Origin of the sequence: Streptomyces sp. NPDC056061, from assembly GCF_042266885.1 — a bacterium.
Classification (GTDB): domain Bacteria; phylum Actinomycetota; class Actinomycetes; order Streptomycetales; family Streptomycetaceae; genus Streptomyces.
In genome coordinates this window covers 290,313-313,602 of the sequence record NZ_JBHJWQ010000005.1, presented here as the reverse complement: position 1 = coordinate 313,602, position 23,290 = coordinate 290,313, and the positions used below count along the sequence as shown (strand labels likewise).

At 73.7% G+C, this 23,290-nt stretch carries 20 protein-coding genes; 14 read left to right on the top strand and 6 right to left on the bottom strand.

The window, feature by feature from the left end; genetic code table 11:
* The first annotated feature begins 201 nt into the window (after positions 1 to 201).
* Positions 202 to 651 (top strand): adenylyltransferase/cytidyltransferase family protein, encoded by a 450-nt coding sequence (locus ACFC79_RS11330; protein WP_376238170.1) that lies wholly within the window; start codon positions 202 to 204, stop codon positions 649 to 651.
* Here the strand turns inward: ACFC79_RS11330 and ACFC79_RS11325 are convergent.
* On the bottom strand, positions 617 to 1,354 hold the full coding sequence (locus ACFC79_RS11325) for a CDP-alcohol phosphatidyltransferase family protein (protein ID WP_376238169.1): 738 nt from the start codon (positions 1,352 to 1,354) through the stop codon (positions 617 to 619). The genes ACFC79_RS11330 and ACFC79_RS11325 overlap by 35 nt on opposite strands.
* A 280-nt stretch (positions 1,355 to 1,634) precedes the next feature.
* Positions 1,635 to 2,330 (bottom strand): ribonuclease H, encoded by a 696-nt coding sequence (locus tag ACFC79_RS11320; protein ID WP_376238166.1) that lies wholly within the window; start codon positions 2,328 to 2,330, stop codon positions 1,635 to 1,637.
* 155 nt (positions 2,331 to 2,485) lie between these two features.
* Between ACFC79_RS11320 and ACFC79_RS11315 the strand changes: the two genes are divergently transcribed.
* The 11 genes from ACFC79_RS11315 (at position 2,486) to ACFC79_RS11265 (ending at position 17,147) form a co-directional block, all read left to right on the top strand.
* Positions 2,486 to 2,677: a DUF6381 family protein gene (locus ACFC79_RS11315; protein WP_376238163.1), complete on the top strand. Its 192-nt coding sequence runs from the start codon at positions 2,486 to 2,488 to the stop codon at positions 2,675 to 2,677.
* A 274-nt stretch (positions 2,678 to 2,951) separates the two neighbouring features.
* On the top strand, positions 2,952 to 3,935 hold the full coding sequence (locus tag ACFC79_RS11310) for a PmoA family protein (RefSeq protein WP_376238161.1): 984 nt from the start codon (positions 2,952 to 2,954) through the stop codon (positions 3,933 to 3,935).
* A complete protein-coding gene (locus tag ACFC79_RS11305; protein WP_376238158.1) occupies positions 3,929 to 4,894 on the top strand; it encodes a D-2-hydroxyacid dehydrogenase in 966 nt (321 codons plus the stop codon). The genes ACFC79_RS11310 and ACFC79_RS11305 overlap by 7 nt, the downstream gene beginning before the upstream one ends.
* Positions 4,895 to 4,906: 12 nt before the next feature.
* Positions 4,907 to 6,148 (top strand): mandelate racemase/muconate lactonizing enzyme family protein, encoded by a 1,242-nt coding sequence (locus tag ACFC79_RS11300; protein WP_376238155.1) that lies wholly within the window; start codon positions 4,907 to 4,909, stop codon positions 6,146 to 6,148.
* A gap of 137 nt (positions 6,149 to 6,285) precedes the next feature.
* Complete coding sequence (locus ACFC79_RS11295) at positions 6,286 to 7,332, top strand: LacI family DNA-binding transcriptional regulator (RefSeq protein WP_376238152.1); 1,047 nt, start codon at positions 6,286 to 6,288, stop codon at positions 7,330 to 7,332.
* Between the two features lie 139 nt (positions 7,333 to 7,471).
* The gene (locus tag ACFC79_RS11290; protein ID WP_376238149.1) at positions 7,472 to 8,644 is read left to right on the top strand and encodes a substrate-binding domain-containing protein; all 1,173 of its coding nucleotides are present in this window, start codon (positions 7,472 to 7,474) and stop codon (positions 8,642 to 8,644) included.
* A gap of 14 nt (positions 8,645 to 8,658) precedes the next feature.
* The gene (locus ACFC79_RS11285) at positions 8,659 to 10,293 is read left to right on the top strand and encodes an FAD-dependent oxidoreductase (protein WP_376238147.1); all 1,635 of its coding nucleotides are present in this window, start codon (positions 8,659 to 8,661) and stop codon (positions 10,291 to 10,293) included.
* 194 nt (positions 10,294 to 10,487) lie between these two features.
* A complete protein-coding gene (locus tag ACFC79_RS11280) occupies positions 10,488 to 11,534 on the top strand; it encodes a Gfo/Idh/MocA family protein (RefSeq protein WP_376238309.1) in 1,047 nt (348 codons plus the stop codon).
* Complete coding sequence (locus ACFC79_RS11275) at positions 11,531 to 12,268, top strand: polysaccharide deacetylase family protein (RefSeq protein WP_376238145.1); 738 nt, start codon at positions 11,531 to 11,533, stop codon at positions 12,266 to 12,268. The genes ACFC79_RS11280 and ACFC79_RS11275 overlap by 4 nt, the downstream gene beginning before the upstream one ends.
* A 96-nt stretch (positions 12,269 to 12,364) precedes the next feature.
* A complete protein-coding gene (locus ACFC79_RS11270) occupies positions 12,365 to 15,376 on the top strand; it encodes an alpha-mannosidase (protein ID WP_376238142.1) in 3,012 nt (1,003 codons plus the stop codon).
* 52 nt (positions 15,377 to 15,428) lie between these two features.
* Entirely contained in the window at positions 15,429 to 17,147 is a 1,719-nt protein-coding gene (locus ACFC79_RS11265) for a protein kinase (protein WP_376238140.1), read from the top strand.
* Positions 17,148 to 17,210: 63 nt separating this feature from the next.
* On the opposite strand, the gene ACFC79_RS11260 is transcribed toward ACFC79_RS11265, so the two are convergent.
* The 3 genes from ACFC79_RS11260 to ACFC79_RS11250 all read right to left on the bottom strand — a co-directional run bounded on the left by ACFC79_RS11260 (position 17,211) and on the right by ACFC79_RS11250 (position 20,292).
* On the bottom strand, positions 17,211 to 17,840 hold the full coding sequence (locus ACFC79_RS11260) for a hypothetical protein (protein ID WP_376238138.1): 630 nt from the start codon (positions 17,838 to 17,840) through the stop codon (positions 17,211 to 17,213).
* Positions 17,837 to 18,547 carry a hypothetical protein gene (locus ACFC79_RS11255; RefSeq protein ID WP_376238135.1) on the bottom strand — a complete coding sequence of 237 codons (711 nt, stop codon included), beginning with the start codon at positions 18,545 to 18,547 and terminating at the stop codon, positions 17,837 to 17,839. Before ACFC79_RS11255 ends, ACFC79_RS11260 begins: the two co-directional genes overlap by 4 nt.
* 182 nt (positions 18,548 to 18,729) lie before the next feature.
* Positions 18,730 to 20,292, bottom strand: coding sequence for a serine protease (locus ACFC79_RS11250; protein ID WP_376238133.1), 1,563 nt, complete (start codon positions 20,290 to 20,292; stop codon positions 18,730 to 18,732).
* Between the two features lie 139 nt (positions 20,293 to 20,431).
* On the opposite strand from ACFC79_RS11250, the gene ACFC79_RS11245 reads away from it, so the two are divergent.
* Both ACFC79_RS11245 and ACFC79_RS11240 read left to right on the top strand, forming a co-directional pair.
* Positions 20,432 to 21,049, top strand: coding sequence for an RNA polymerase sigma factor (locus tag ACFC79_RS11245; RefSeq protein WP_376238130.1), 618 nt, complete (start codon positions 20,432 to 20,434; stop codon positions 21,047 to 21,049).
* The gene (locus tag ACFC79_RS11240) at positions 21,046 to 22,152 is read left to right on the top strand and encodes a CU044_5270 family protein (RefSeq protein WP_376238127.1); all 1,107 of its coding nucleotides are present in this window, start codon (positions 21,046 to 21,048) and stop codon (positions 22,150 to 22,152) included. The genes ACFC79_RS11245 and ACFC79_RS11240 overlap by 4 nt, the downstream gene beginning before the upstream one ends.
* A 39-nt stretch (positions 22,153 to 22,191) precedes the next feature.
* Here the strand turns inward: ACFC79_RS11240 and ACFC79_RS11235 are convergent, their stop codons facing one another.
* Positions 22,192 to 23,166, bottom strand: a complete 975-nt coding sequence (locus ACFC79_RS11235) for an acetylxylan esterase (RefSeq protein WP_376238124.1) — start codon at positions 23,164 to 23,166, stop codon at positions 22,192 to 22,194.
* Positions 23,167 to 23,290 lie beyond the last annotated feature (124 nt).

Here is a 23,290-nt window from a genome sequence, read left to right as displayed (position 1 = left end):
CGCCTTTCCCCCAGAACGGTCTGTGCCCCTCGCGGAACAGTCCCAAAAGTGAGCTTATCCGTTCACGAGATGCGCAACTGGACTACACAGTAAGGTCGTTGAACCACCAACACCGATACCCGTACTCCGCGGCACCGGACCGTTCGTCCGTGCGGTGCCGCAGGACACGGGTATCACGTCCACCGTGGGGGCAGAGAGCGGATGGTGTACAGAGTCGGCTACGCGCCGGGGGTCTACGACCTCTTCCACATCGGGCACCTCAACATCCTCCGGCACGCCCGCAGCCGGTGCGACTACCTCGTCGCGGGCGTCGTCTCGGACGAGATGGCCGCGCTCGCCAAGGGGCACGCGCCGGTGATCCCGCTGCCGGAGCGGCTGGAGATCGTGCGCAGCGTGCGCTACGTGGACGCGGCGTTCGTCGAGACCGTGCCCGACAAGATCGAGACCTGGCAGCAGGTCAGGTTCGACGTCATCTTCAAGGGGGACGACTGGCGGGACACCGAGAGGGGCAGACGGCTGGAGCGCGACTTCGCCGAGGTCGGCGTCGAGGTGGTCTACTTCCCGTACACCGTGCACACGTCCAGCACCCAGTTGCGCCGGGTGCTGGACACGCTGGTCAGCCCGGAGTCCGGAAGGCTCTCAGCTCCCTGAACCACTTGACGAGGAACAGCACCAAGAACAGCGCGTGCACGGCGGCGAGCGCCGCGTAGCCGAGACGGAACGCGGTCGGGTTGCCCAGCAGCGGGAACACCAGGCAGAACACCCCGTAGTCGGCAGGCAGCAGCGCCGCGGCCCGCACCCGGGAGATTCGGGCCGGAGCGCCCCCGCCCGGCACCGGCCCGCCGGACGCCGCCACCCGGCCCAGTTGTTCGCGCAGCAGCCCGGCGCAGAAGGTCAGCACGGCGACGAACAGGAAGCCCAGCGGCAGGAGCAGCCACCCCTCGGACGGCAGGTCGAAGAACCGCCGGAAGGAGATCAGCACCGCGGTGTGCGCGAGGATCATCTTGGCGCAGTCCACGACATGGTCCAGCCACTCGCCGTCCGGGCCGCCCCGGCCGGTCAGCCTGGCCAGCTGGCCGTCGGCCGAGTCCAGCGCGAAGCCGGTCGCCAGGCCCGCGTACACCGCGACCGCCTGCCCCCACGAGGGACGGACGAGCGCCACCGCGGCGAGCGAGGTGAAGGTGAACAGGGCGCTGATCAGTGTGACTTGATTGGGCGTCAGGGCGAGTCGGTACGCGCCCGCCGCGAACAGCCGGCCCAGCGGCCGGTTCACGTGGCGCGAGTACAGCGACACCCCCTTGGCCGTCTTCTGCGCGCCGCGCAGCTCGCGCAGGATCGCGCCCGTGCCTCCCATACGCCCCCCAGCGTGTCCGTACCCGGCACCGGCGGCACACCGCCCGCACCGCCGCCCTGCCGCATCATGGCACGCGCGGCGCCCCTCGTGCGGGCACTCGACGGCACCGCCCGGCGCCCACGTCCGGTGCCCGGTGCCTGCCGGGTCCGGAGCCCGGTGGGGCCGGCCGGCGCCGGGGGCCCGACGAGGACCGGCCGCCGCCCGCCCCGGCTCCGGACCCGGCGGGTCCCCGCGCCGGGGCTGTCGGCCGGGACGGCGCCCGCCCCGTCGAGTACGAGGCTCAGGTGGAGGCGGTGCGGCACTCCGGGTGGCCCCAGCCGTTCGGGGACTTCGCGATCATCTCCTGCGCCGCGTACGGCTTCCCGCAGTGGCATCGGCCGGCGTACCTGGCCCGGATCGTGCCGCCGGAACGCCCGGAGCGGGGAGCGCCCGCCGCCTTCCTCGCCGGGGTGCGCCCGCTCCGCCCCTCGGTCGCCCGCGCGGGGGCCGGGGTCGGGAACCCGGTGGCGCCGTGCGCCGTGCCGTCCGGCTGCTGGGTCGCCGCGGCCTCGCTCGCCGCCTGGTCGGCGAGCGCGTTCAGCGGGTCGCCGCCCACCCGGTGCGCGGCGACGTGGACGAACCTCACGGACCGGTCCTGGAGCAGGGCGTCGATGCGGACCACCAGTTCGCGGTTGGCCACCGGCTTGCCGGCCGACGTCTTCCAGCCGTTGCGCTTCCATCCGGGAAGCCATTTGGTCACGGCGTTCATCGCGTACTGCGAGTCCATCCGCACCTCGATCGCCTCGGACGGGTCCGTGGATTCCAACAGCTCGCGCAGCGCCGTGAGTTCGGCAACGTTGTTGGTGGCGGTCCCCAGCGGGCCCGCTTCCCAGCACCGCGGTTGCCCCTGCGCATCGGCCACGACCCACGCCCAGGCCGCGGGTCCGGGATTGCCCTTCGATGCGCCGTCACACGCGGCGATGATGCTTTCGTTCATCCCTCGATCATGCCAGCGCCCCGCACCCCCTCCGGCACACCGCGACGCCACCTCCTCGACAAGCCATCACTCTGCGTGACCGTTCGGGGTGCGGCGGCCCGTCGGCACTGGTTCTCTGATGGAGCCCGCTCTTCCCTACCGCACAAGGAGTGATGATGAGCGCTGCACGTGAATCCGGTGACCGTGCGCAGCAGCTGCGCGAAAAGGCCCGGCAGATGACCGAGGCCGCCGAGCGCACCACCGACCCTGAGCAGCGTCAGCGGCTCCAGGAGAAGGCCCGGAAGCTTCAGGAACAGTGCGACCAGCAGGGCGACATGGGCGGCGGCATCCGCCCGCCCCAGCGGTAGCACCGCCCCGCGCGAACGGCCGGCGCACGCCCCTCCCCCGAGCGAGCGGCGGCGCCGGCCGCTCCCCCGCGCCCCCGGCATCTCCGTATCCCCTTCGCGGCTCCCCCGCGTTCCCCCGCACCGCCCCGTTGCCGCCGCGCCGCCTCCGCGCGCGGCACGCCACACGTCGCGCCCGCCACACGTCCGACGCCGACTCCCGCTCCGTATTGACGTACCCCGCTCCAGGACCTAGGTTGCGGTAAGCGCTTTCCAGCCAACCCTGGAGACTTCGGACATGAGCAGCCCCGCACTGCGCGTCACACACGTCCACGGGGACCGGATCACGGTCACCGAGGAACGCCGAGGCGTCGATCTGATCAACTACGTCTACCGGCCGGAAGCGGCCTGGGAGGCCCCCAAGCCGTACATCCACCCCCTGCGCACACTGACTGACAACGTTGTCACAGATTACCGGCCCAACGACCACCGCTGGCACAAGGGCCTTCAGATGACGGCCTCCCACCTGTCCGGGCAGAACCTCTGGGGCGGCCACACCTATGTGCACGGCCTGGGCTACCAGCCCCTGCCCGAGCGCGTCGGCTCGATGGCGCACCTCGGTTTCGACGAGGTGACGGCGGACGCCGGACGCGTGGTCGTCGCCGAGCGGCTGAGCTGGCACCACCACGACGGCACGCACTGGGCCGACGAACTGCGCCGGATCGAACTGCACGACATCGAGCACACCGCCCCGGGCACCGGTCCGGCGGACGGCACCGGGAGCGGCCCGGCGGACATCGGCGGCAGCTGGACACTGACCTGGTCGAGTGCGATCACCAACCGCCGTGCCGAGCCGCTGCGCTTCGGCAGCCCCACGACGCACGGCCGGGAGGCGGCGGGCTACACCGGCCTCTTCTGGCGCGGGCCGCGCGCCTTCCGCGGCGGCCGGATCCTCGGCCCGGACGGCGAGGGCCCCGGCCTGATGGGGACGCAGGCGCCCTGGCTGGCCTACAGCGGTGAACTGGACGGCAGCGACGGCCACGCCACGCTGATCTTCCGGCACGCCCCGGAGAACGACCACGCGGGAACACGCGGCACGCACCCGGCCCACTGGTTCGTCCGCAACGAACCGTTCGCGGCCGTCGCCCCCTCCTACGCGTTCCACGAGGAACTGGTGCTGGCTCCGGGCGACACCCTGTCCCGTCGCTACCGGGTCACCGTCGCGGACGGCGCCTGGGACCGGGACCGGATCGCCGCATACCTCGCGGAGCACCCGTGGTGAACGCGGGCGAACGCCCCCTCGGCCTGTACGTGGAGCTGCCGCTCGACGAGTCCGGCCGTGCCCGCCTGCGCCGACTCGGCACCGGGTCCGTGTGGTTCGCCGAGCCGGGGACGGTCTCGGCGGCCGACGCCCGTGCCCTCGCCGACGCCGACATCGCGCTCGGCAATCCGGGGGCGGACCGGGTCGCCGAGGCCCCCCGGCTCCGGTGGCTCCAGCTCGCCTCGGTCGGGATCGACGACTATCTCGGCCTGGACTGGCCGGTCCTCGGCCGTCGGCTGACCGTGACCAACCTGGGTGACGTCTTCGCCGGCCCGGTGGCCGAGTCGTGCCTGGCGGGCATCCTCGCGCTGCACCGCGGCATCGACGAGCTGTGCGGGCTGCGTTCCCGCGGCACCTGGGCGAAGTCGGAGGTCCGACCGCGGCTGCGGCTGCTGGCCGGGGCCCACGTCCTGGTGCTGGGCCGGGGGTCCATCGCCCGGCGGTTCGCCGAACTGCTCGGGCCGTTCGACTGCCGGGTCTCGCACTTCGCGCGCGGCTCGGGCGACATCCGCACCCCGGCCGAGCTCGATGTGCGGCTGCCGGACTTCGACGTGGTGGTGGGGCTGCTGCCCGGGACGCCCGGGACGCGCGGGCTGCTGGACGCGCGGCGGCTGGCCCGGATGCGGCCCGGGGCGGTCCTGGTGAACGCGGGCCGGGGGTCGCTGGTGGACGAGGAGGCGCTGGTGTCCGAGCTGTCCTCGGGGCGGCTCGGCGGTGCGGTGCTGGACGTCACCGACACGGAGCCGCTGCCCGCCGGGCATCCCTTGTGGACCTGCCCGAACGTCGTCCTCACCCAGCACACCGCGGGTGGTTCGACGGACGAGGGCGTGCGGGTGATCGACCTGTTCGCCGAGAACCTGCACCGGTTCGTGACAGGAACCCCGCTGCGCAACCCCGTGCGGTGGGACCGAGGATTCTGAGGACGCGACGACATGGCCGAACACAGCTGCGCGCGCATGGGTGCGCTCGTCGACGACGGAGCACGGATCGCGGCGATCCGGCCGGTGCTGCTCAGCGCCCCGTACGCCGACCCGGACAATCTGGAGGTGCGCGTGGCGCTGCCCACGGGGTGGCGCACGACGGGACTGGTCGAGGTGACCCTGGACGACGGGACGACCGGTCTGGGCGAGGGATATCTCGCCGTGTTCGCGCCGCACGTCTTCGTGTCGACGGTCGAGCTGCTGGCCCCCTTCCTGGCCGGGCGCCCGGCCGGGGACCTGGCGAAACGGTACCGGGACATGGTGCGTGTCACGGGGTACTGGAGTCTCCAGGGGGCGGCCCGCCACGTCGTCTCCGCCGTGGAGGCGGCCCTGCTCGACGCCCTGGGGAAGCGGGCCGGTGTGCCCGCGTACGAGTTGCTGGGCGGCCGCCGTACGGACAGCATCCGGCTCTACGCCAGCGGAGGCGACTCGACCTCTCCGTCGGCTATGGGCGCCGAGCTCACCGCTGTCGCCGCGCTCGGGATCGGCACCTTCAAGATCAGGGCACGGGGCCACGAAGCGGACAAGGCGGTGTGGACGCTGGAACACGCCGCCCCACACGGGATCGGTGTCGCCGTCGACATGGCGCAGAGCCTCGACGACCCCGGCCAGTCGGCGGCGGACGCGCTCGCGTTCCTCGACGCGGTACGGGCGGGGACGCGGCAGCCGGTGCGCTTCCTGGAGGAACCGCTGGGCCCGGCCCGTGCGCACGAGTACCCCGCCCTGCGGCGGTCGGCCGGCTGCCCGGTGGCGGGCGGGGAGACCGTCACCACCGCGCGGGAGCTGCTGGAGCGCATGGCCGCGGGGTACTACGACATGGTGCAGCCGGACGCCACGGTCGTCGGCGGGCCGCGGCAGACACTCGCCGTCTTCGCGGGGGCCGCGGAACACGGCATCGACCCGGTGGTCCACTGCTGGGGCAGTGCGGTGTGTCAGGCGGCCAACTACCACGCCGCGTTCGCCGGTGGTGGCCGGCTGGCCGAGTGGCCACTGCCCGCGTACGCTCTGCGGCGCGAGCTGCTGGTCGAGCCGTTCCGCATCGAGTCGGGCCGTCTGCTCCCTCCGCGGGCGCCGGGCCTCGGTGTCCGGCTCACCGCGGAGGTCGAACGGCGGTTCGCCTTCCGCGGTGATGCCGTCTACCACTGCCTGGCCACGATGCCGCCGGCCGAGCCGGGCCGATGGAGGGCGGACTGAGCGAGGGAGGGCAGCGGGGCCGCCGAGCGTCGTACCCTCTTGGTCGCGCAATGGGAAAACGCTTTCAGTACGGCTATCGTAGCCCTATGCCGAGCCAGGTCAATCGACGTTCAGCCCGTCCCCGCCCGCCGTCCGCCGTGACGCTCCAGCAGGTCGCGCAGGACGCGGGGGTCTCCCTCGCCACGGCTTCGCGCGTCCTCGGCGACAGCGACCGCAACGTCACCCAGGAGCTCCAGGAGCGCGTCCTGGAGGCGGCCGCCCGGCTCCGCTACGTGTCCAACGCACCGGCCCGCGCACTCGTGCAGTCCACGACGTCCATCGTCGGCCTCGTCGTGCACGACGTGAACGACGCCTACTACGCGGCGATCGCGGCGGGTGTCATGGAGGTCGCCCGCGACCACAAGCTGCTCGTGATGCTGGCGGGCACCTTCCACGAGCCCGGCCTCCAGGCGGAGTACGTGGCGCGGCTGCGCGCGCAGCGGGCCCGCGCCGTCGTCCTGGCGGGCTCGGGCTTCACCGACCGGAGCCCCGCGCTCGTCCAGGAGCTGGAGGCGTTCGCGGCACAGGGCGGCCGGGTGACCGCGGTCGCGCACCAGGATCTGCCGGTGGACACGATCGTGCCGGGGAACCGCGAGGGCGGCCGGGCGGTCGCCGAGCATCTCGCCCGGCTGGGGCACACGGAGATCGGCGTCATCTGCGGACCGCTGACGCTGGTCTCGGTGCAGGAACGGCTGCACGGCTTCCTGGAGCGGGCGGCCGAGTTGGGCATCGCCGTGCAGGAGCGCCACCGCGCCGAGGCCGACTTCACCCGGGACGGCGGGCGGGCCGCCGCCACCCTGCTGTTCCGCAGGTCGCCCGGGATCACCGCGCTGTTCGCGCTCAACGACGCCATGGCGCTCGGGGCCCTCGTGGCGCTCCGCGACGATCTCGGCCGGAGCGTGCCCGCCGACGTGTCGGTGGTCGGCTTCGACGATCTTCCGGTGGCCTGCGACGTCACCCCCGCGTTGACCACCGTGCGGCTGCCGCTGGAGGAGATCGGACGCCGGGCACTGCTGCTGGCCCTCGGCGACGCGCCGCCGACGCCGCGCACGCTCGCCGTGCCCTCGCGTCTGGTGGTGCGGGCCAGTACGGCGCCGCCGCCCGCCGATCACGCCCGGCAGAGCCGGGACGGGCGCCAGGGTTGACGCATGAACCGCCAACCCCCGCTCATGACGCACTAAGTACCCATTCTTTCGCCGCAACCCCCTTGAAATAATGCGTTAACCACCGCCACACTGATCTCCACGCAGTTTGACGCGTCAAATTCGAGAGGGTGGTGTCTGGATGAGCACGTCCGGACCCAAATACCAGCGCATCAAGGACGAGTTGCGGGCCGAGGTGGCGCGCGACGAGTACGAGGCCGGTGCTCCGTTCATCACACAGAACCAATTGCGCGAACGCTTCGGGGTGAGCTCCACCACCGCCGTCCGGGCACTCAACGACCTCGTCGCGGAGGGGCTGTTGGTGCGCCGTCGCGGTCGCGGCACCTTCGTCGCCGATCCGGCGGAGCGCGCCGCCGAGCCTCCCGCCGCCCACCGGTCGGGAGTGGTCGCGTGCGTCATCAGCGGCCAGGGCCCGTACCAGTCCGAGGTGCTGCGCGGGGTCGAATCGGGGTGTTCGGAGCGCGGGCTGCGACTGTTCTTCGCCGACTCCGCGGTCCACATGACGGACACCGGCGACGCCGACCACGCCGCGTCCCTGACCCGCCAGGAACAGGCGCTGCGGCAGGCCGTGGAGGACCGGGTCGACGGAATCATCCTGTATCCCGTCCAGGGCGTGCCCGCCGTGGACGTGCTGGACGAGATCAGGACCCGGCGCATCCCCATGGTGCTGGTCGACCGGTACTTCCCCGGCCTCGCCTTCGACGCGGTCACCGCCGACAACTACGACGTGGGCTACCGGCTCACGGAGCATCTGCTGGCCGACGGCCACGAGCGCATCGCGACGCTGTGGGGCGAGACCGAGTGCACCAGCGTCCACGACCGGATGACCGGGCACAAACAGGCGCTGCGCGCCCACGACCAGCCCCTGCTCCCCCAGTTGACGGCACTGCGCTCCTACACGGCACTGCCCGAGGACGACCGTCGGCGGTTGCTGTCCGAGCTCCTCGCCGCCCCCGAGCCGCCGACCGCCCTGCTGTGCGCACACGGCTTCGCCGTCGCCACCGCCGCCTCCGACCTGGCCGCGCTCGGCATCGCCGTGCCCGACGAGATCGTGCTGGCCGGCATGGACGACGCGGGCCCCTACGACCTGCTGCCGCTCACCAGTTTCGCCGCCCGCCTGCCCGCCAGGGAGATCGGCGGCCGGGCGGTCGAGCAATTGATCACCCGGATCGCGGAGCGCACGGCGGGCGAGGACCCGTACCGCAGCGCCGAGCAGATCGTGCTCCCCGTCCGGATCAGGACGAGCGAGTCCGTGCCGGTCCGGCTCCGTACCGTCGCCGCCCGTCGGCCCTGAGGGAGGAGACTCCTGTGTCCGCCGCCCCCACACCCCGTACCCGCGAGCTCGGAACCGACGTCCTGGTGGTCGGTGCCGGACCAGGCGGCCTGGCCGCCGCACTGACCGCCGTCCGGTTCGGCCACCGTGTCGTGCTCACCGAGGCGGCGGACTGGCCCGGCGGCCTGCTCACCGCGCAGGCGGTGCCGCTCGCCGACGGCCACCGTGTCGAGCTGGACCCCGTCTCCCCCGGCTACCGCGACCTGCGGGAACGGATACGCGACTTCTACCGCCGCAACTATCCGCTGTGCCCGGAGCCGTACGCGGACCCGCTGCTCGACCCGGGTCTGAGCACCACCGGCCACCTCAGCCACGAACCGCGGGCCGCGCTCGCCGTCGTCCAGGAACTCCTCGCCCCGCATCTCGCCTCGGGGCGGCTCACGCTGCTCCTCGGCCACCGCCCGGTCGCGGCCCGGACCGACGGGGACCGGGTGACCGCGGTCACCCTGGAGGCGGCGGACGGCGGCCCGCTCACGGTCGGCGCAGCGTACGTCGTCGACGCGACCGACCTCGGCGACCTGCTCGACCTGGCGGGGGTGGAACACGTCACGGGCGCCGAGTCCCGCGAGGAGACCGGCGAGCCGCACGCCGCCGACACCGCCGACCCGCTGGACCAGCAGCCGTTCTCCTGGGTCTTCGCCCTCGACCACCGGCCCGGCGAGGACCACACCGTCGACCGACCGGCCGGTTACGACCGGTGGGCCGGCGCCTTCTCCTGGGAGACCGCGGAACCCGGCGGCACCGCGGCCCGCCAGGTGCCGCTGTTCCTGCACGAGCCGGACGAGGTCCCGCCGTGGGGCGCACCGCCCAACGACCGCTGGCACCAGCGCCGGGTGCTGGCCCGCAGCCGCTGCCTGCCCGGCACCTTCGACAGCGACATCACCCTGGTCGACTGGGAGCAGACGGCCTACACGCGCCTGCCGCTCGTCGGCGGCGGGGACGGCGCGCGGGCACGCGCCGAGCGGGAGGCCCGCGAGCAGGCCCTGTCGTTCCTGTACTGGATGCAGACGCGGGCACCCCGGCACGACGGCGGGCGCGGCTACCCGGAACTGCGCCTGCGGCCCGATGTGACGGGCACGGCCGACGGGTTCGCCATGACCCCGCACGTGCGCGAATCCCGGCGTATCCGGGCCGAGTTCACCCTGCTGGAACACCACATGACCGCGGCGGCGCGGGCCGGGGCGCGGGGGGCGGAGACCTTCGCGGACAGCGTGGGGACGCTGCGTTCCCGGATCACGCTGCACCCCGGCGCCGGTGGCGGCGCCGGGCTCGACCTGGAATGTCTGCCGTTCCAGCTGCCCCTGGGCGCGCTGCTGCCCGTGCGGGTGGAGAACCTGCTCCCGGCCGGACGGAACGCCGGTGCGACGCACGTCAGCGCGCCCGCGCTCGGCGGGCACGCCGGGCAGTGGAGCATCGGCGAGGCCGTCGGCGCCCTCGTCTCGTACTGCCTGGAGCACCGGCTGCCGCCCCGCGCGGTCCGCGGGTCCGAGCGGCGGCTCGCCTCGTTCCAGAGCAGGCTGAGCGATTCGCTCGGCCTCGCCCTCGCCTGGCCGGACCGGCTCCGTACCGGACCCGTGACCAGCGCCGGGCCGCTCTACGCCACCCTCTGAACGGCCTCCGCCCACCCCACTCCGCCCGCCCCGGTGCCCCTCCTTCGCGAAGGGGCACTCCCCCGAGCTTCTGGAAAACGCTTTCCCACCTCTCGACGCACGTACTCAGCCTGGATGGCCTCCCTGTGACCGTGACTGTGAATCCCTACCGTGTACTGCTCGTCGGCGCGGGCAACATCGCCCGTGCCGTCCACATGCCGGCGTTCCTCGAACTGCCCTCGGACTTCCGCGTCGTCGGAGCCGTCGACACCGATCCGGCCGCGGCGCGCTCGTTCGCGGCCGACTTCTCGCTCCCGCACCACTCCACCGACCTCGCCGCCGCGCTGCGCGAGCTCCGGCCCGATCTGGTCGTCGTCGCCTCGCCGCCCGTCGCGCACCGGGAGCAGGTCGTCGCCGCCCTGCGGGCCGGTGCCTGGGTGTGGTGCGAGAAGCCGCCCGCGCTCAGCCTCGCCGAGTACGACGCCATGACCGCCGCGGAGGGCGAACACGGGCCGTACGCCCCGATCGTCTTCCAGCACCGGTTCGGATCGGGTGCCGAGCACGCAAGGGAGCTGATCGCCTCCGGTGAGCTGGGGGCACCGCTGGTCGCCCACTGCCAGACGACCTGGTACCGCGATGACGCCTATTACGCCGTGCCGTGGCGGGGCAAGTGGGCGACGGAGGGGGCGGGCCCCGCCATGGGTCTCGGCATCCACCAGATCGACCTGCTGCTGGAACTGCTCGGGGACTGGGCGGAGATCCGGGCGATGGCGGGTCGGCTGGCCCGCGACGTGGAGACCGACGACGTCACCACCGCCACCGTCCGGTTCGCCTCGGGCGCACTGGCCACCGTGGTCAACAGCGCCCTCTCGCCGCGCCAGCTGAGCCATCTGCGGATCGATCTGCGGGACGCGACCATCGAGCTGAACCACCTGTACGGGTACGGGAACGGCGACTGGACCTACACCCCGGCGCCGGGTGTCGAGCCCGCCCGGGCCGCCGCCTGGACCGCCCCCGCCGAGGACGTTCCCAGTTCGCACGCCGCCCAGCTCCGCTCGCTGCTCGCCGACATGCGGGCCGGTCGCCGTCCCCGGGCGAGCGCCGGGGACGGCCGCCGTTCCCTGGAACTGATCAGCGCGATGTACAAGGCCGCGCTCACCGGACGTCCCGTCCTGGCCGGCGAGATCGGCCCGGGCGATCCGTTCTACACCGCGCTGCACGGCTCCGTGACCGGCTGGGCGCCCGAGGGGGCCGGGCGATGACCGACCGGACGGACCTGCGCACGGACCGGCGCGTCGACCGGGCCCTGCTGCTCACCTTCGACGACCGGCACGTGCGCGAATGGGCCGCCGTCGCCCCGCTGTTCGCACGCCACGAAGCACGTGTCACCTTCTTCGTCTGCGAACCGGACCGGCTCGACGGGGACGAGGTGCGCATGTTGCGCCGCCTCGCGGACGACGGCCACACCGTCGGGTGCCACGGTCTGCGGCACGAGCGGGCGACGGACTTCGTCGCCGCGCACGGCGCCGGTGCCTATCTCGACCGGGAGGTGGTGCCCGCCCTGGAGTCGCTGCGGCGCCTCGGCTTCCCGGCACGCAGCTTCGCCTACCCGTGCAGTGCCCGCGACGAGAGCACCGACCGGCTGCTGCTCGCGCTCTTCGAGCGGTTGCGCGGCGGCCTGCCCGCCGGACGCCGCGCCGATCCCTCGCTCGCGGACGAGCTGCACGTCCCGGCCGCCGAGCTCGCCTCCCGGCGGGTCCTGCCCGGCTGCTCGGTGGACTCCGGACGCGGCGGCGTCGCCTACGACGACGACCTGACCGGTGTCGAGACGGCGCTGCGCCGGACCGCCGACGAGGGCGGTGCCACCACGCTCTACGCCCACTGCGTCGCCGACGCCCACGAGGCCAACCACGTCGCGCCGGCCCGGCTGGAGGGGCTCCTCGGCCTGGCCGCCGACCTGTCGCTGCCCTGCGTGGGCTTCGACGAACTCCCCTGACCCCCTCCATCACCTCCTGCCTCCCGTGCCGTCCCGGCCGGAACGGCACCGCCCCGCCTCCTCATCGCCTCCCCTCACCAGAGAGACCCTGCACCCATGCATGACGACCGCACACTTACCGAGGAACGTCTCGACCGCGTCCTGCGCGAGCGCATCCGCCCCGCCGTCCACCCCCGCAGCGCCCCCATGGAGTTCGAGATCTGGCACGCCCCCGGCGAGCCGGTGCCCTTCGACGAGGCGACGGCCGCCGCCTACACCGCCGGGGCGATCGGCGACGACTGGGGCCCGGCCTGGGGCACCAGCTGGTTCCGGGTGACCGGCCGCGTCCCGGAGGACTGGGCCGGTGAGACCGTCGAGGCCGTGATCGACCTGGGCTTCGCCCGGGACCGGCCGGGATTCTCCGCCGAGGCGCTGGCCCACCGGCCGGACGGCACCGTCGTCAAGGCGCTCAATCCGCTCAACACCTGGCTGCGCGTCGGCGAACGGGTCGCGGGCGGCGAGGAGTTCACGTACTACCTGGAGGCGGCCGCCAATCCGGAGATCCTGGACGGCGTCAGTGCGCTCGGCGACCGGGAGACCGCGGGCGACGAACCGCTGTACCGCGTCGAGCGGATGGACGTCGCGGTCTTCGACCGGCAGGTCTGGGAACTGCTCCAGGACCTGGAGGTGCTCGACCAGCTGATGCGTCAGCTGCCGGTCGGTTCGGCACGCCGTTGGGAGATCCTGCGCGCGGTGGAGGGCGCCCTGGACGCGCTGGACCTGGACGACGTGGGCGCGAGCGCGTCCGCCGCCCGGGAGGCGTTGCGTCCGGCGCTCTCCTCGCCCGCGCACGCCTCCGCGCACCGGCTGTCCGCGGTGGGGCACGCGCACATCGACTCGGCGTGGCTGTGGCCGCTGCGCGAGACGGTCCGCAAGGTCGCCCGCACCACCTCCAACGTGCTGGCGCTGATGGACGACCGGCCGGAGTTCGTGTTCGCGATGTCGCAGGCGCAGCAGCTGGACTGGCTGCGGGAGCACCGGCCGGAGCTGTACGCACGGGTCAAGGAGAAGGTGGCGGCCGGACAGTTCGTCCCGGTGGGCGGAATGTGGGTGGAGTCGGACACCAACATGCCGGGGTCGGAGGCGCTGGCCCGGCAGTTCGTGTACGGCAAGCGGTTCTTCCTGGAGGAGTTCGGGGTCGAGACCGAGGAGGTGTGGCTGCCGGACTCGTTCGGCTACTCGGCGGCGCTGCCGCAGTTGGTGGCGCTCTCGGGGTCGCGCTGGTTCCTCACCCAGAAGATCTCGTGGAACACCACGAACCCGTTCCCCCACCACTCGTTCCTGTGGGAGGGGCTGGACGGCACCCGGGTGTTCACGCACTTCCCGCCGGTGGACACGTATGTGGCGGAGCTGTCCGGCGAGGAGCTGGCGCACGCCGAGCGCAACTTCCGGGATAAGGGGCACGCGACGCGCTCGCTGGTCCCGTTCGGCTGGGGCGACGGGGGCGGCGGCCCCACCCGGGAGATGCTGGCCCGGGCGGAGCGGCTGGCGGACCTGGAGGGGTCGCCCCGGGTGACGATCGAGCGGCCCGCGGACTTCTTCGCCGCCGCCGAGGCCGAGTACGAGCGGCCGCCGGTGTGGCTGGGTGAGCTGTACCTGGAGCTGCACCGGGGCACGTACACCTCGCAGGCGCGGACCAAGCAGGGCAACCGGCGCAGCGAGCACCTGTTGCGGGAGGCCGAGCTCTGGGCCGCGACCGCGGCGGTCCGGGCCGGGTTCGCCTACCCGTACGAGGTGCTGGACCGGGTCTGGAAGACCGTGCTGCTGCACCAGTTCCACGACATCCTGCCGGGTTCGTCCATCGCCTGGGTGCACCGTGAGGCGGAGGCCGTGTACGCCCGGGTGGCCGAGGAGCTCGAAGGGGTGATCGGGGCCGCGCAACGGGCCCTGGCGGGCGCCCCGGAGGGGGACGGCGCCGTCGTCTTCAACGCGGCCCCGCACGCCCGGGCCGGTGTGGCGGCGGGTGGTGCGTCGCTCGCCCCTCAGCCGCCGGAGCGACCGGTGGCGGCCGAGCCGGCCGGTGACGGCTTCCGGCTGGACAACGGGCTGCTGCGGGTGACGGTGGACGCGCGGGGCCTGGTGGTCTCGGTGGTCGATCTGGTGGCGGGGCGGGAGACGGTCGCGCCGGGCTGCGCGGCGAACCTGCTCCAGGTCCACCCCGATCTGCCCAACCACTGGGACGCCTGGGACGTCGACGCGTTCTACCGGAACACGGTGACGGATCTGACCGGGGCCGACGCGGTGCGCCCGCACGCCGACGGGGTCGAGGTGGTGCGCAGCTTCGGTTCGTCCCGCGTCGTCCAGGTGCTCTCGCTGCGGCCGGGGGCGCGGCGGCTGGACATCGCCACCGAGGTCGACTGGCACGAGCGGGAGAAGTTCCTCAAGGCGGCGTTCCCGATCGACGTGCGGGCCGATCACTCCACGGCGGAGACCCAGTTCGGGCACGTCCGGCGACCGACGCACACCAACACCAGTTGGGAGGCGGCGAAGTTCGAGATCTGCGCCCACCGGTTCCTGCACGTCGGTGAGCCCGGCTGGGGTGCGGCACTGATCAACGACTCGACGTACGGGCACGACGTGACCCGCACGGTCCGCGAGGACGGTTCCACCACGACGACGGTGCGGCTGTCGCTGCTGCGGGCGCCGCGCTATCCCGACCCGGAGACGGACCAGGGGGTGCACCGCCTGCGGTACGCGCTGCTGCCCGGGGCGACGGTCGGGGACGCGGTGCGCGAGGGCTGGCAGTTCGGTCTTCCCGAACGCCGGGTGCCGGGGAGTGCCGAGGTCGCGCCGCTGGTCTCGGTCGACGACGACGCGGTGGTCGTGACGGCGGTCAAGCTGGCGGACGACGGGAGCGGGGACGTGGTGGTCCGGCTCCACGAGGCGCACGGCGGGCGCGCCTCGGCGCGGCTGACGGCGGGCTTCGTCCCGGCAGGTGCGCGCGTCGTGGATCTGCTGGAGCGCCCCCTCGCCGACGCGTCCGCCGAGCTGGAGGGGAACGTGGTGCGGCTGCGGCTGCGCCCGTTCCAGATCGTGACGCTGCGGCTCGCCCGGGGCGCCGGCGCGTGATTGTACGGGGTGGGTGCGCGGGCGCGCGGACCTGCCCCGTACCCTCTTTTTCATGAACGCTGGGGGGCCTGTGCGCCGTGTGATCGACGACCGTTTCGAGCTGGTGAACAGGCTCGGCAGTGGCGGTATGGGCATGGTGTGGCGGGCCCGCGACATCGCGCTGCACCGCGATGTGGCGCTCAAGGAGGTCCGGCCGCCGGACCCCGCGCTCGCGGAGAACGACCCGGAGTCGGCGCGGCTGCTGCGCGAGCGGGTGCTGCGCGAGGCCCGGGCGCTGGCCCGGCTCGACCACCCCGGCGTCGTCACGGTGCACCACATCGTCGACGGCGGCGAGCACGCGTACCCGTGGATCGTGATGGAGCTGGTGCCCGGCGTATCGCTCGCGGAGCGTCTCGCCGAGGGCACCCTGACCCCGGTGGAGGCCGCCGAGCTGGGCCGTGGAGTGCTGTCCGCGCTGCGTGCCGCCCACGCCGCCGGAATCCACCACCGCGACGTCAAGCCGGCCAACGTCCTGCTGCGGCCCGACGGCAGTCCGGTGCTCACGGACTTCGGCATCGCCGCGATCCGCGAGTCCACGAGTCTGACGGCGACCGGTTCGATCATCGGTTCGCCGGACTACATGGCGCCGGAGCGCATCCGCGGCGAGGAGGGTGATCCGTCGTCGGACCTGTGGTCGCTCGGCATGATGCTGTACGTGGCCGTGGAGGGCCGTCATCCGCTGCGCAGGGCCACCACGCTGGCCACGCTGGCGGCCGTGCTCGACGACGAGGTTCCGCCCCCGGTGGAGGCCGGCCCGCTGGCCCCGGTCCTCACCGCGTTGCTGACCCGGGACACGGCCGCCCGGCCCGGTCCGCAGGAGCTGGACCGGATGTTGGCGGCGGTCGTCGCGGGGCCGGGCGGGGCCGTGTCCGCGCCCCGCGCCTCCGCACCGCCCCAGGACGCCGTGCCGCCGGGTTTCGGACCGGCCGCCCCGCAGGACTCGGTGCCGTCCGGCCGTACGCCGGTCGGCCCGACGACCGTGCTGCCCACCGCGCCCGTTCGCCCGCGGGTCGTGACACCGCAGCCCCCGCGGCCCGCGCCGCTGGGCGACCAGGAGGTCCGGCGCCGGGTGCGCCGGAACCGGACCGCGGCGATCTCGGTGACTCTCGCGGGGACCGCTCTCACCGGTGCCCTGGTGTGGGCGCTGCTGCCCGCCCCGGACACGAAGGCGTCCGGGGCGGCGCCGTCCGCCTCGGGCCGCCCCACCGGCGGACCGTCGTCCGCCGCGACGTCCGGGGCCCAGCACGCCGCGGACGCGCAGGACACGGACGAGGCGGTGAAGGGGAATCTGCTGACGCCGGACGGGGCGCGGACCGTCATCGCGGCGCTCAAGCGGACGACGGGCTCCAGCCGGATCACCTCGTTCACGCTGTACGAGGATTTCGCCCGGATCGAGGCCCCGGTCAAGGCCGACAAGAGCCTGTACGACGTCTACACGTACCGGGACGGCAAGGTCACCCGCGACCGGGCGGGCGGCACGCTCATGCCGAACGACAAGGCCGTGGACCTGGAGAAGTACGACTGGGACGTCATGCCGGCGCTGATCCGCCGGGCGGACAAGGAGCTGGGGGTGTCCGAGCCCACCACCCACTACGTGGACGTCGATCCGGCCTCCCCGTTCGACGACTACCGGCCGACGTTCAGCTTCTACGTCTCCGACGAGTACGGCGGCGCCTATCTGCGGGCCGATGTCAAGGGCAAGGTGCTCAAGCAGTATCCGCGCGGCGGCTGACGGGCGTCGGGCCCGGCCCGCCGGTCGTGGGCCGTCGTACGGGCCCGCGACCCGGCGGCGGCCTCAGCCCAGCACGCGTACGAGCACCAGCAGGACGGCGGCGAACACCACGCTCGCCACGAAGATCCGCAGGCCGAACGGTGCCCGGCCGGGCACCCCCTTCACCACATCGGGCGCGGTGACGCCGTGCGCACGGGCCAGCCACTCGCGCGGCGGGTTGTCGGGGATGACGACCCGCCAGGGCTGCTCGGGGTCGTACTCGACGACCGCACTGGACCGGTGCAGCAGACCCTGCACGTCGAGGGGGTGACGGATCTGCACCCGGTACGCGGGCAGTCCCTCGGGCACCACGGTCAGGTCGAAGGCGAACTCGGAATTCAGCGAGCGCCCGTCGAGCATCGGCCGACCGGTCTCCTTGCTCACCGCCCTCACGCCGTTGACCACGGCGGGCGCGAAGGCGCGCGGACCGCCGGGGCGCAGGCCGCGGACGAGGACGTCGGTGTGCGAGGACTCGCTCACCTTGCCGAACACCACAAGGGCCAGGGCACTCGCCGGCAGGCCGGTCAGCAGCAGCCAGCGGGGGCCGAAGACGGCGCCGTGCACGAGCGCGGTGAACGCGAGTCCCGCGGCGGCGACGGACAGCAGGCCGAAGGCGGTGACGAACCTGCGCAGGGGGGACAGCGACTGGTTCATACGATCCTCAGCCCCTTTCGGCGGCAGATGGCGACCCTGGTGCGGGCGGGGTCGTCGGGGCGGTCGGGGTCGTACACGGCACGGACGTCACGCCGCAGCGCGACGCGTTCCACCAGGGCCGGGACCCGGTGGCGCACCCCGGCGGCGTCGTCGAACACCACCGTGACCTCGCCGTACTTGGTGCCCACCGCACGCCATCCCTCCAGGGTCGCGTCGGCAGTGGCGCAGCGGCGGGAGAGGCGGCGCAGTCCCGCGGTGCGGCGCAGGCTCACCGCGGCGCCCCACCATGCGGCGAGGCAGCCGGCCGCGGCGACGGACCAGAGGACGGTCAGCCAGGTGGAGACGGTGAACTCGCCGATGGGCAGGACGATGAAGAAGGTGGTGGTGGAGTCGTGGCCGACCTCGCCCTCCGCCAGCGCGTCGTACCAGCCCGCGACGGTGCCGAGGGCGCTGAGCGCGATCACCACTCCGGGGGCGGCGCGGTGCAGGAAGCGGGCGGAGAGCAGTCCGAGGACGACGGCCGATCCGATGCCGATGAACGGGGCCATGGACGCGAACTGGTCGCTGGCGCAGCTGCCGGTCCCGTCGCAGGTCCATTCCACGCCCGCGGCCTCGTGGCTGGCGATGTACCACACCATCCAGACCTGCCACACCATCAGCAGGCAAGCGGTGGCCCGCATCACCTGCCCGTAGGCCCTCTGCCGCACTGTCCGCCCCTGGTCGTGTTGCCGGTCCCGGGCCGCGAGGTGCCCCGGTGGACCATACACGCGTCGTCCACCGGGTGTCCGTGATCCATACCACCCCGGCAGGGCCGTGCGGGGAGGGAACTCCCCGGTGAGCCGCTGTCGGGGTGGCGTGCGGACGGGCCGGACGGGACCGTGTCAGGGGGTCATCGGGTGCGGTAGGCGTCGATGGTGGTCTGAGTGAGGGTGTTCCCGCCGTTGTCGGTCAGCTCCGCCCGCAGGGAGACTCCGGTGCCCGCGCGGGGGTTGTGGATCGTGAGGGCGCCCCGCTCGACCGGGACCGGGGTCCACGAGGTGCCGCCGTCCGTGGAGTACGAGAAGACCGATGAGCGGATGCGCCCGCCCGCGGCGCCCAGGACGGTGACGGGGACGCGGAGCGGCGCGTCGGCCGCCGCGGTGCCGGTGAGGTCGAGCTCCGGCGAGAACCGCACCACGCTCACCGGCACCGGGGCCGGGCCGCTCGTGGTGTCCGAGGTGAAGGTCCAGGACGCGGTCACGCGCGTGGCGGTGCCGGGCGCGCCCTTGCGGTGCACGGTGCTGGTGATCCGGTACGCGGCGCGGCCCGGCGGCACGGTGAAGGCGGCCCGCCCCGGGGTTCCGGTCCGCTTCCCGACGAGCACGCCGTCGCGGTGCAGCGTGGTGGAGGCGGTGTCGAACGGCGGTGTCGACGGGATGTGGCCGTCCCCGTCGGTGAGCAGCGGGACGTCGACGGTGAGTCCGTCGCCGTCGCGCAGGACGCCGGGCCGGCCGGCGAGGGCGGGGCCGAAGACGGCGTTGTCGAAGGTGTGCGTGGTCGTCCGCCCGGCGCGCACGGGGATGCGGTCGGCGGCGTAGCGGCTGGACGCGGCTCCCGGGGTGCCGGGAACGGTGTACGCGATGTCCCAGGTGCCGCGCTCCGGCGTGACGAGATAGGTGAGGGTGCCGGGGGTCGGCAGGAACTGGGACACGCCGACGGTGGGCCCGTCGGACGGTTGCAGGTCGACGGACGCGTTCTGCTCGGTGCCGGGCCGGGCTGCCCCCCGGATCCGTACCGTGGCCAGGTCCGCCGCGGAGGGGTGCCGGGTGAGTCCGGTCAGGGCACGGGATCCGGTGCCGATGTGCCCGAGCGCGTAACCTGTGGTCTTCCCGGACCAGTACGCGTCGTACCACTGCTTCACGGTGCCGGCCTCGGCATCGGGGCCGAGGTGTGCGACGCGCAGGTTCGGCGTGGCCGTGATCAGGTTGACGTCGCGGGTGGCGCCGCCGTGCGTGACGCGGACGACCATGGCGCCGTGCAGGAAGCCCGCGGACGGGTCGGGCGGGGTCACGTCGACGGGTGCGGTGGTCCGCGCGTCGACGGTGACGGTGGTGTCGTGGTCGAGATCGAGGCGCGGCTGGACGATCCAGTCCGTGCCGCCCGCGCCGTCGCCGGAGGTCAGGGAGCTGTCCAGCAGGTACCGGCCGCGCGGCAGCCGCACGGTGGTCGTGCCGGACGCGTCGTGCGGCCGGACGGACGTGTCGGCACCCGGGCCGGAGACTCCGGTGACGGTGGTGTTGTAGTCGTCCGTCGGGCGGCCGTCGCGGCCGACGTGCACGATCGTGAGGGCGAAGGTCGCCGGTTCCGCGGCGAGTGCGGCGGTGTTCCAGGCAGGTGTGACGCCGCCGACCAGGGCGACGGCGAGGGTCAGGTTCCGCAGGACGCGGCGACGGGGCACGGGTGAAGTGTTCATGGTCTGCACTGCGCCCGCGACCGCCGGGGTTCCGGTGAGGTACGTCACATGAGGGGCAACGGCTGATTCTTCGGCACGTGTGGTGCAGGTCACCGGAACCGGCGCAACGGAAGTGGCAGAGCAGAGTGTGGAGACACTCATGAGGAATCGCTTCCGCCGCGGGGACCGCGAAGCCCTGGCAGAGCTGTACGACGAGCACGCCCGGGTGCTGTACCGCTATGCCCTGCGGGTGACGGGCGACTGGGCCGAGGCCGAGGACGTCGTGTCGGCGACCTTCCTGGAGGCGTGGCGCGGCCGGGAGGGGCTGCGTCCCGACGGAGGCGGTCTGCGCCCCTGGCTGCTGGGCATCGCGACCAATGTCATGCGCCGCGACGCCCGCGCGCGACGCCGCCGCGACATCGCGCTCGCCCGGATCCCGGAGCGCGGCGAGGTGCCCGACTTCGTCGACGATCTCGTCGCGCACCTCGCCGACACCGAGCAACTGCGCGCCGCGCACGCCGCGCTGGCCCGGCTGCGCCCACGCGACCGGGAGGTCTTCACCCTCGTCGTGTGGGCCGGGCTGGACTACGAGGCCGCGGCCGAGGCGCTCGGCGTACCGGTCGGCACCGTCCGTTCACGCCTGTCCCGCGCCCGTGCCCGGCTGCGCGAACTCACCGACGCCGAGGCCCGTTCCGCACGGCCGCGTCCCACCCCCGACATGCCGGTACCGGGCCGCTTCGCCGCAGCCCGGTCGTTGACCCAGGAGAAGCTCGGATGACGATCGTCCCCCGGCGTCGCACGGACCGCCGTTCCGTGCGGGCCGCCCGCCCCGAACCCGTCGGCCTGTCGGCCCCGCCCCCGGTCCCGGGCCTGGCTCCGGACCGGGAACTGCTGTTGAGGGAGAGAGTGTTGCGCGAGGCCGACCGGGACGCCGCGCCCGGCCGTGCCACGGTCCGGCGCACGGGCCCGCGCCGGCGACTCGTCCGGGTCGCGCTGCCGGCCCTCGCCTGTGCCCTGGTGGCCGTCGGCGTCGTGGCGGTGGACCTCGCGCGCGACGTCCCCGAAGTGCCGGGGCGGGACACCGCCGTGGTCGCGGGGGGACGCACGACGGGAACGGCCGAGGCAGCACGGCTCCTCGGCCACGTCGCTCTCGCCGCCGCCGGAGCGGAGCGTTCGGCGGTCCGTGCCGATCAGTTCGTGTACATCGAGAGCAGGGTCGCGTACGCCGCGCAGAGCGCCGCCGGGGGCCCGGTGACCATGCCTCCCGCGCACACCCGGCAGGTGTGGTCCGCCGCCGACGGACGCCGCTCCGGTCTGCTGCGCGAGGAGGGCGGGCCCGACACCCCACTGGGTGCCGCCGCGGGGGGCGACCGCCTCGACGGCCGGGGGGCGACGCCCCGGCCCGCCCCCGCGTCCACGGCCGGTCCGTCGGTCTCCGCGCCCACCCATCTCCACGTCGCCTCGCTGCCCACGGATCCCGATACGCTGCTGGCGCTCGTCCGGGACCAGACCCGCGGGCAGGGGCCGGATCCGGACCAGCGGGCGTTCACCGCGATCGGCGACCTGTTGGCCGAGACCTGGGCGCCGCCCCGGGTCGAGGCCGCCCTCTACCGGGCCGCGTCAGGAATCCCGGGCGTGACGGTGGTCGGCACGGCCGTCGACGCGGCGGGGCGCGAGGGCGTCGCCGTGGCGCGCACCTCGCACGGACAGCAGACGCAGTGGGTCTTCGACCGGACGACGTACGAGTTCCTCGGTGAACGCACCGTGCTCACCGAGGCGGGCGACGCCGGCCCCGCCGGGACCGTCGTCGGCGTCTCCGCCGTCCTCGTCAGGGCCGCGGTCGACCGTGTCGGCGAGCTCCCCGCCCCGCTGACGGCGTAGGACGTTCCCGTCGGGACGCCCCGGCGGGAACACCCGCGCTCAGCGGACCCGCCGGAGCGTCTGCGGCACCCAGCGCAGCTGGGCGGCCTCCTGGAACATGGCGCCGCCCTCGTGTCCGTTGAACGGGTAGACCTCGATCTCCTTCTCGCCGCCGTAGGCGTTGTGCGCGGCGAAGACCGTGGAGGGCGGGCAGACCTGGTCCTGGAGGGCCACCGAGAACAGTGCGGGGGCGGTGCCCCGGGCGGCGAACGACACGCCGTCGAAGTACGACAGGGTGCGCAGCACGGTGTCCTCCTTGCCGCGGTGCATCCTCAGGTAACGGGCTATCTCCGCGTACGGGTCGGCGTCCGTGAGGGTGACGGCCCGTTCGAAGTGGCAGAGGAACGGCACGTCGACGGCGACGGCCGCCACGTCCGGGACCAGCGCCGCCGTCGCCAGGCCGATGCCACCGCCCTGACTGCCGCCGAGCACGACCGTGCGGGCCGGGTCGGCGAGCGGATGGGACCGGGCCGCTTCCACGGCGCGCACCGCGTCGGCGTGGACCCGGCGGTAGTAGTACTGCTCCGGGTCCTCGATGCCGCGGGTCATGAAGCCCGCGTGGGAGGGGCCGGAGCCGACCGGATCGGGGGTGTCGCCGACGTTGCCGCCACTGCCCTGTCCGCGCACGTCCATGATGAAGTGGGCGAACCCGGCGAGCGGCCACAGGCCCCAGCAGTGCGGGAGGCTGCGTCCGCCGTTGTAGCCGTGGAACTGGACGACCAGCGGGAGCGGGCCCTCGGCGTGCGCGGGTGCGCCGAACCAGCCCTTGATCGGGTGGCCGCCGAAGCCGGCGAACGTGGTGTCCCAGGTCCGCAGCCCGGTCAGTCCGGTCGCGACGGGTTCGAAGGAGACCGCCGGGTCGTGGGCGCGGGTCTCGGCCAGGGTCTTCGACCAGAAGGCGTCGAAGTCGTCCGGTTCGTCGATCGTCGGCCGGTAGTCGCGCAGTTCGGACAGCGGCAGGTCGAACAGGGCCATGGAGCAGGTCTCCTCGCGGTGGTGGTGGCGTTTCGGCCGTCACCGGTGACGGGCGGCCGCGGAACGTGGAGCGGCGGGGCCGGGTGCTGTCAGGTGCACCCGACCCCGCCCGTTTCATGGGTGG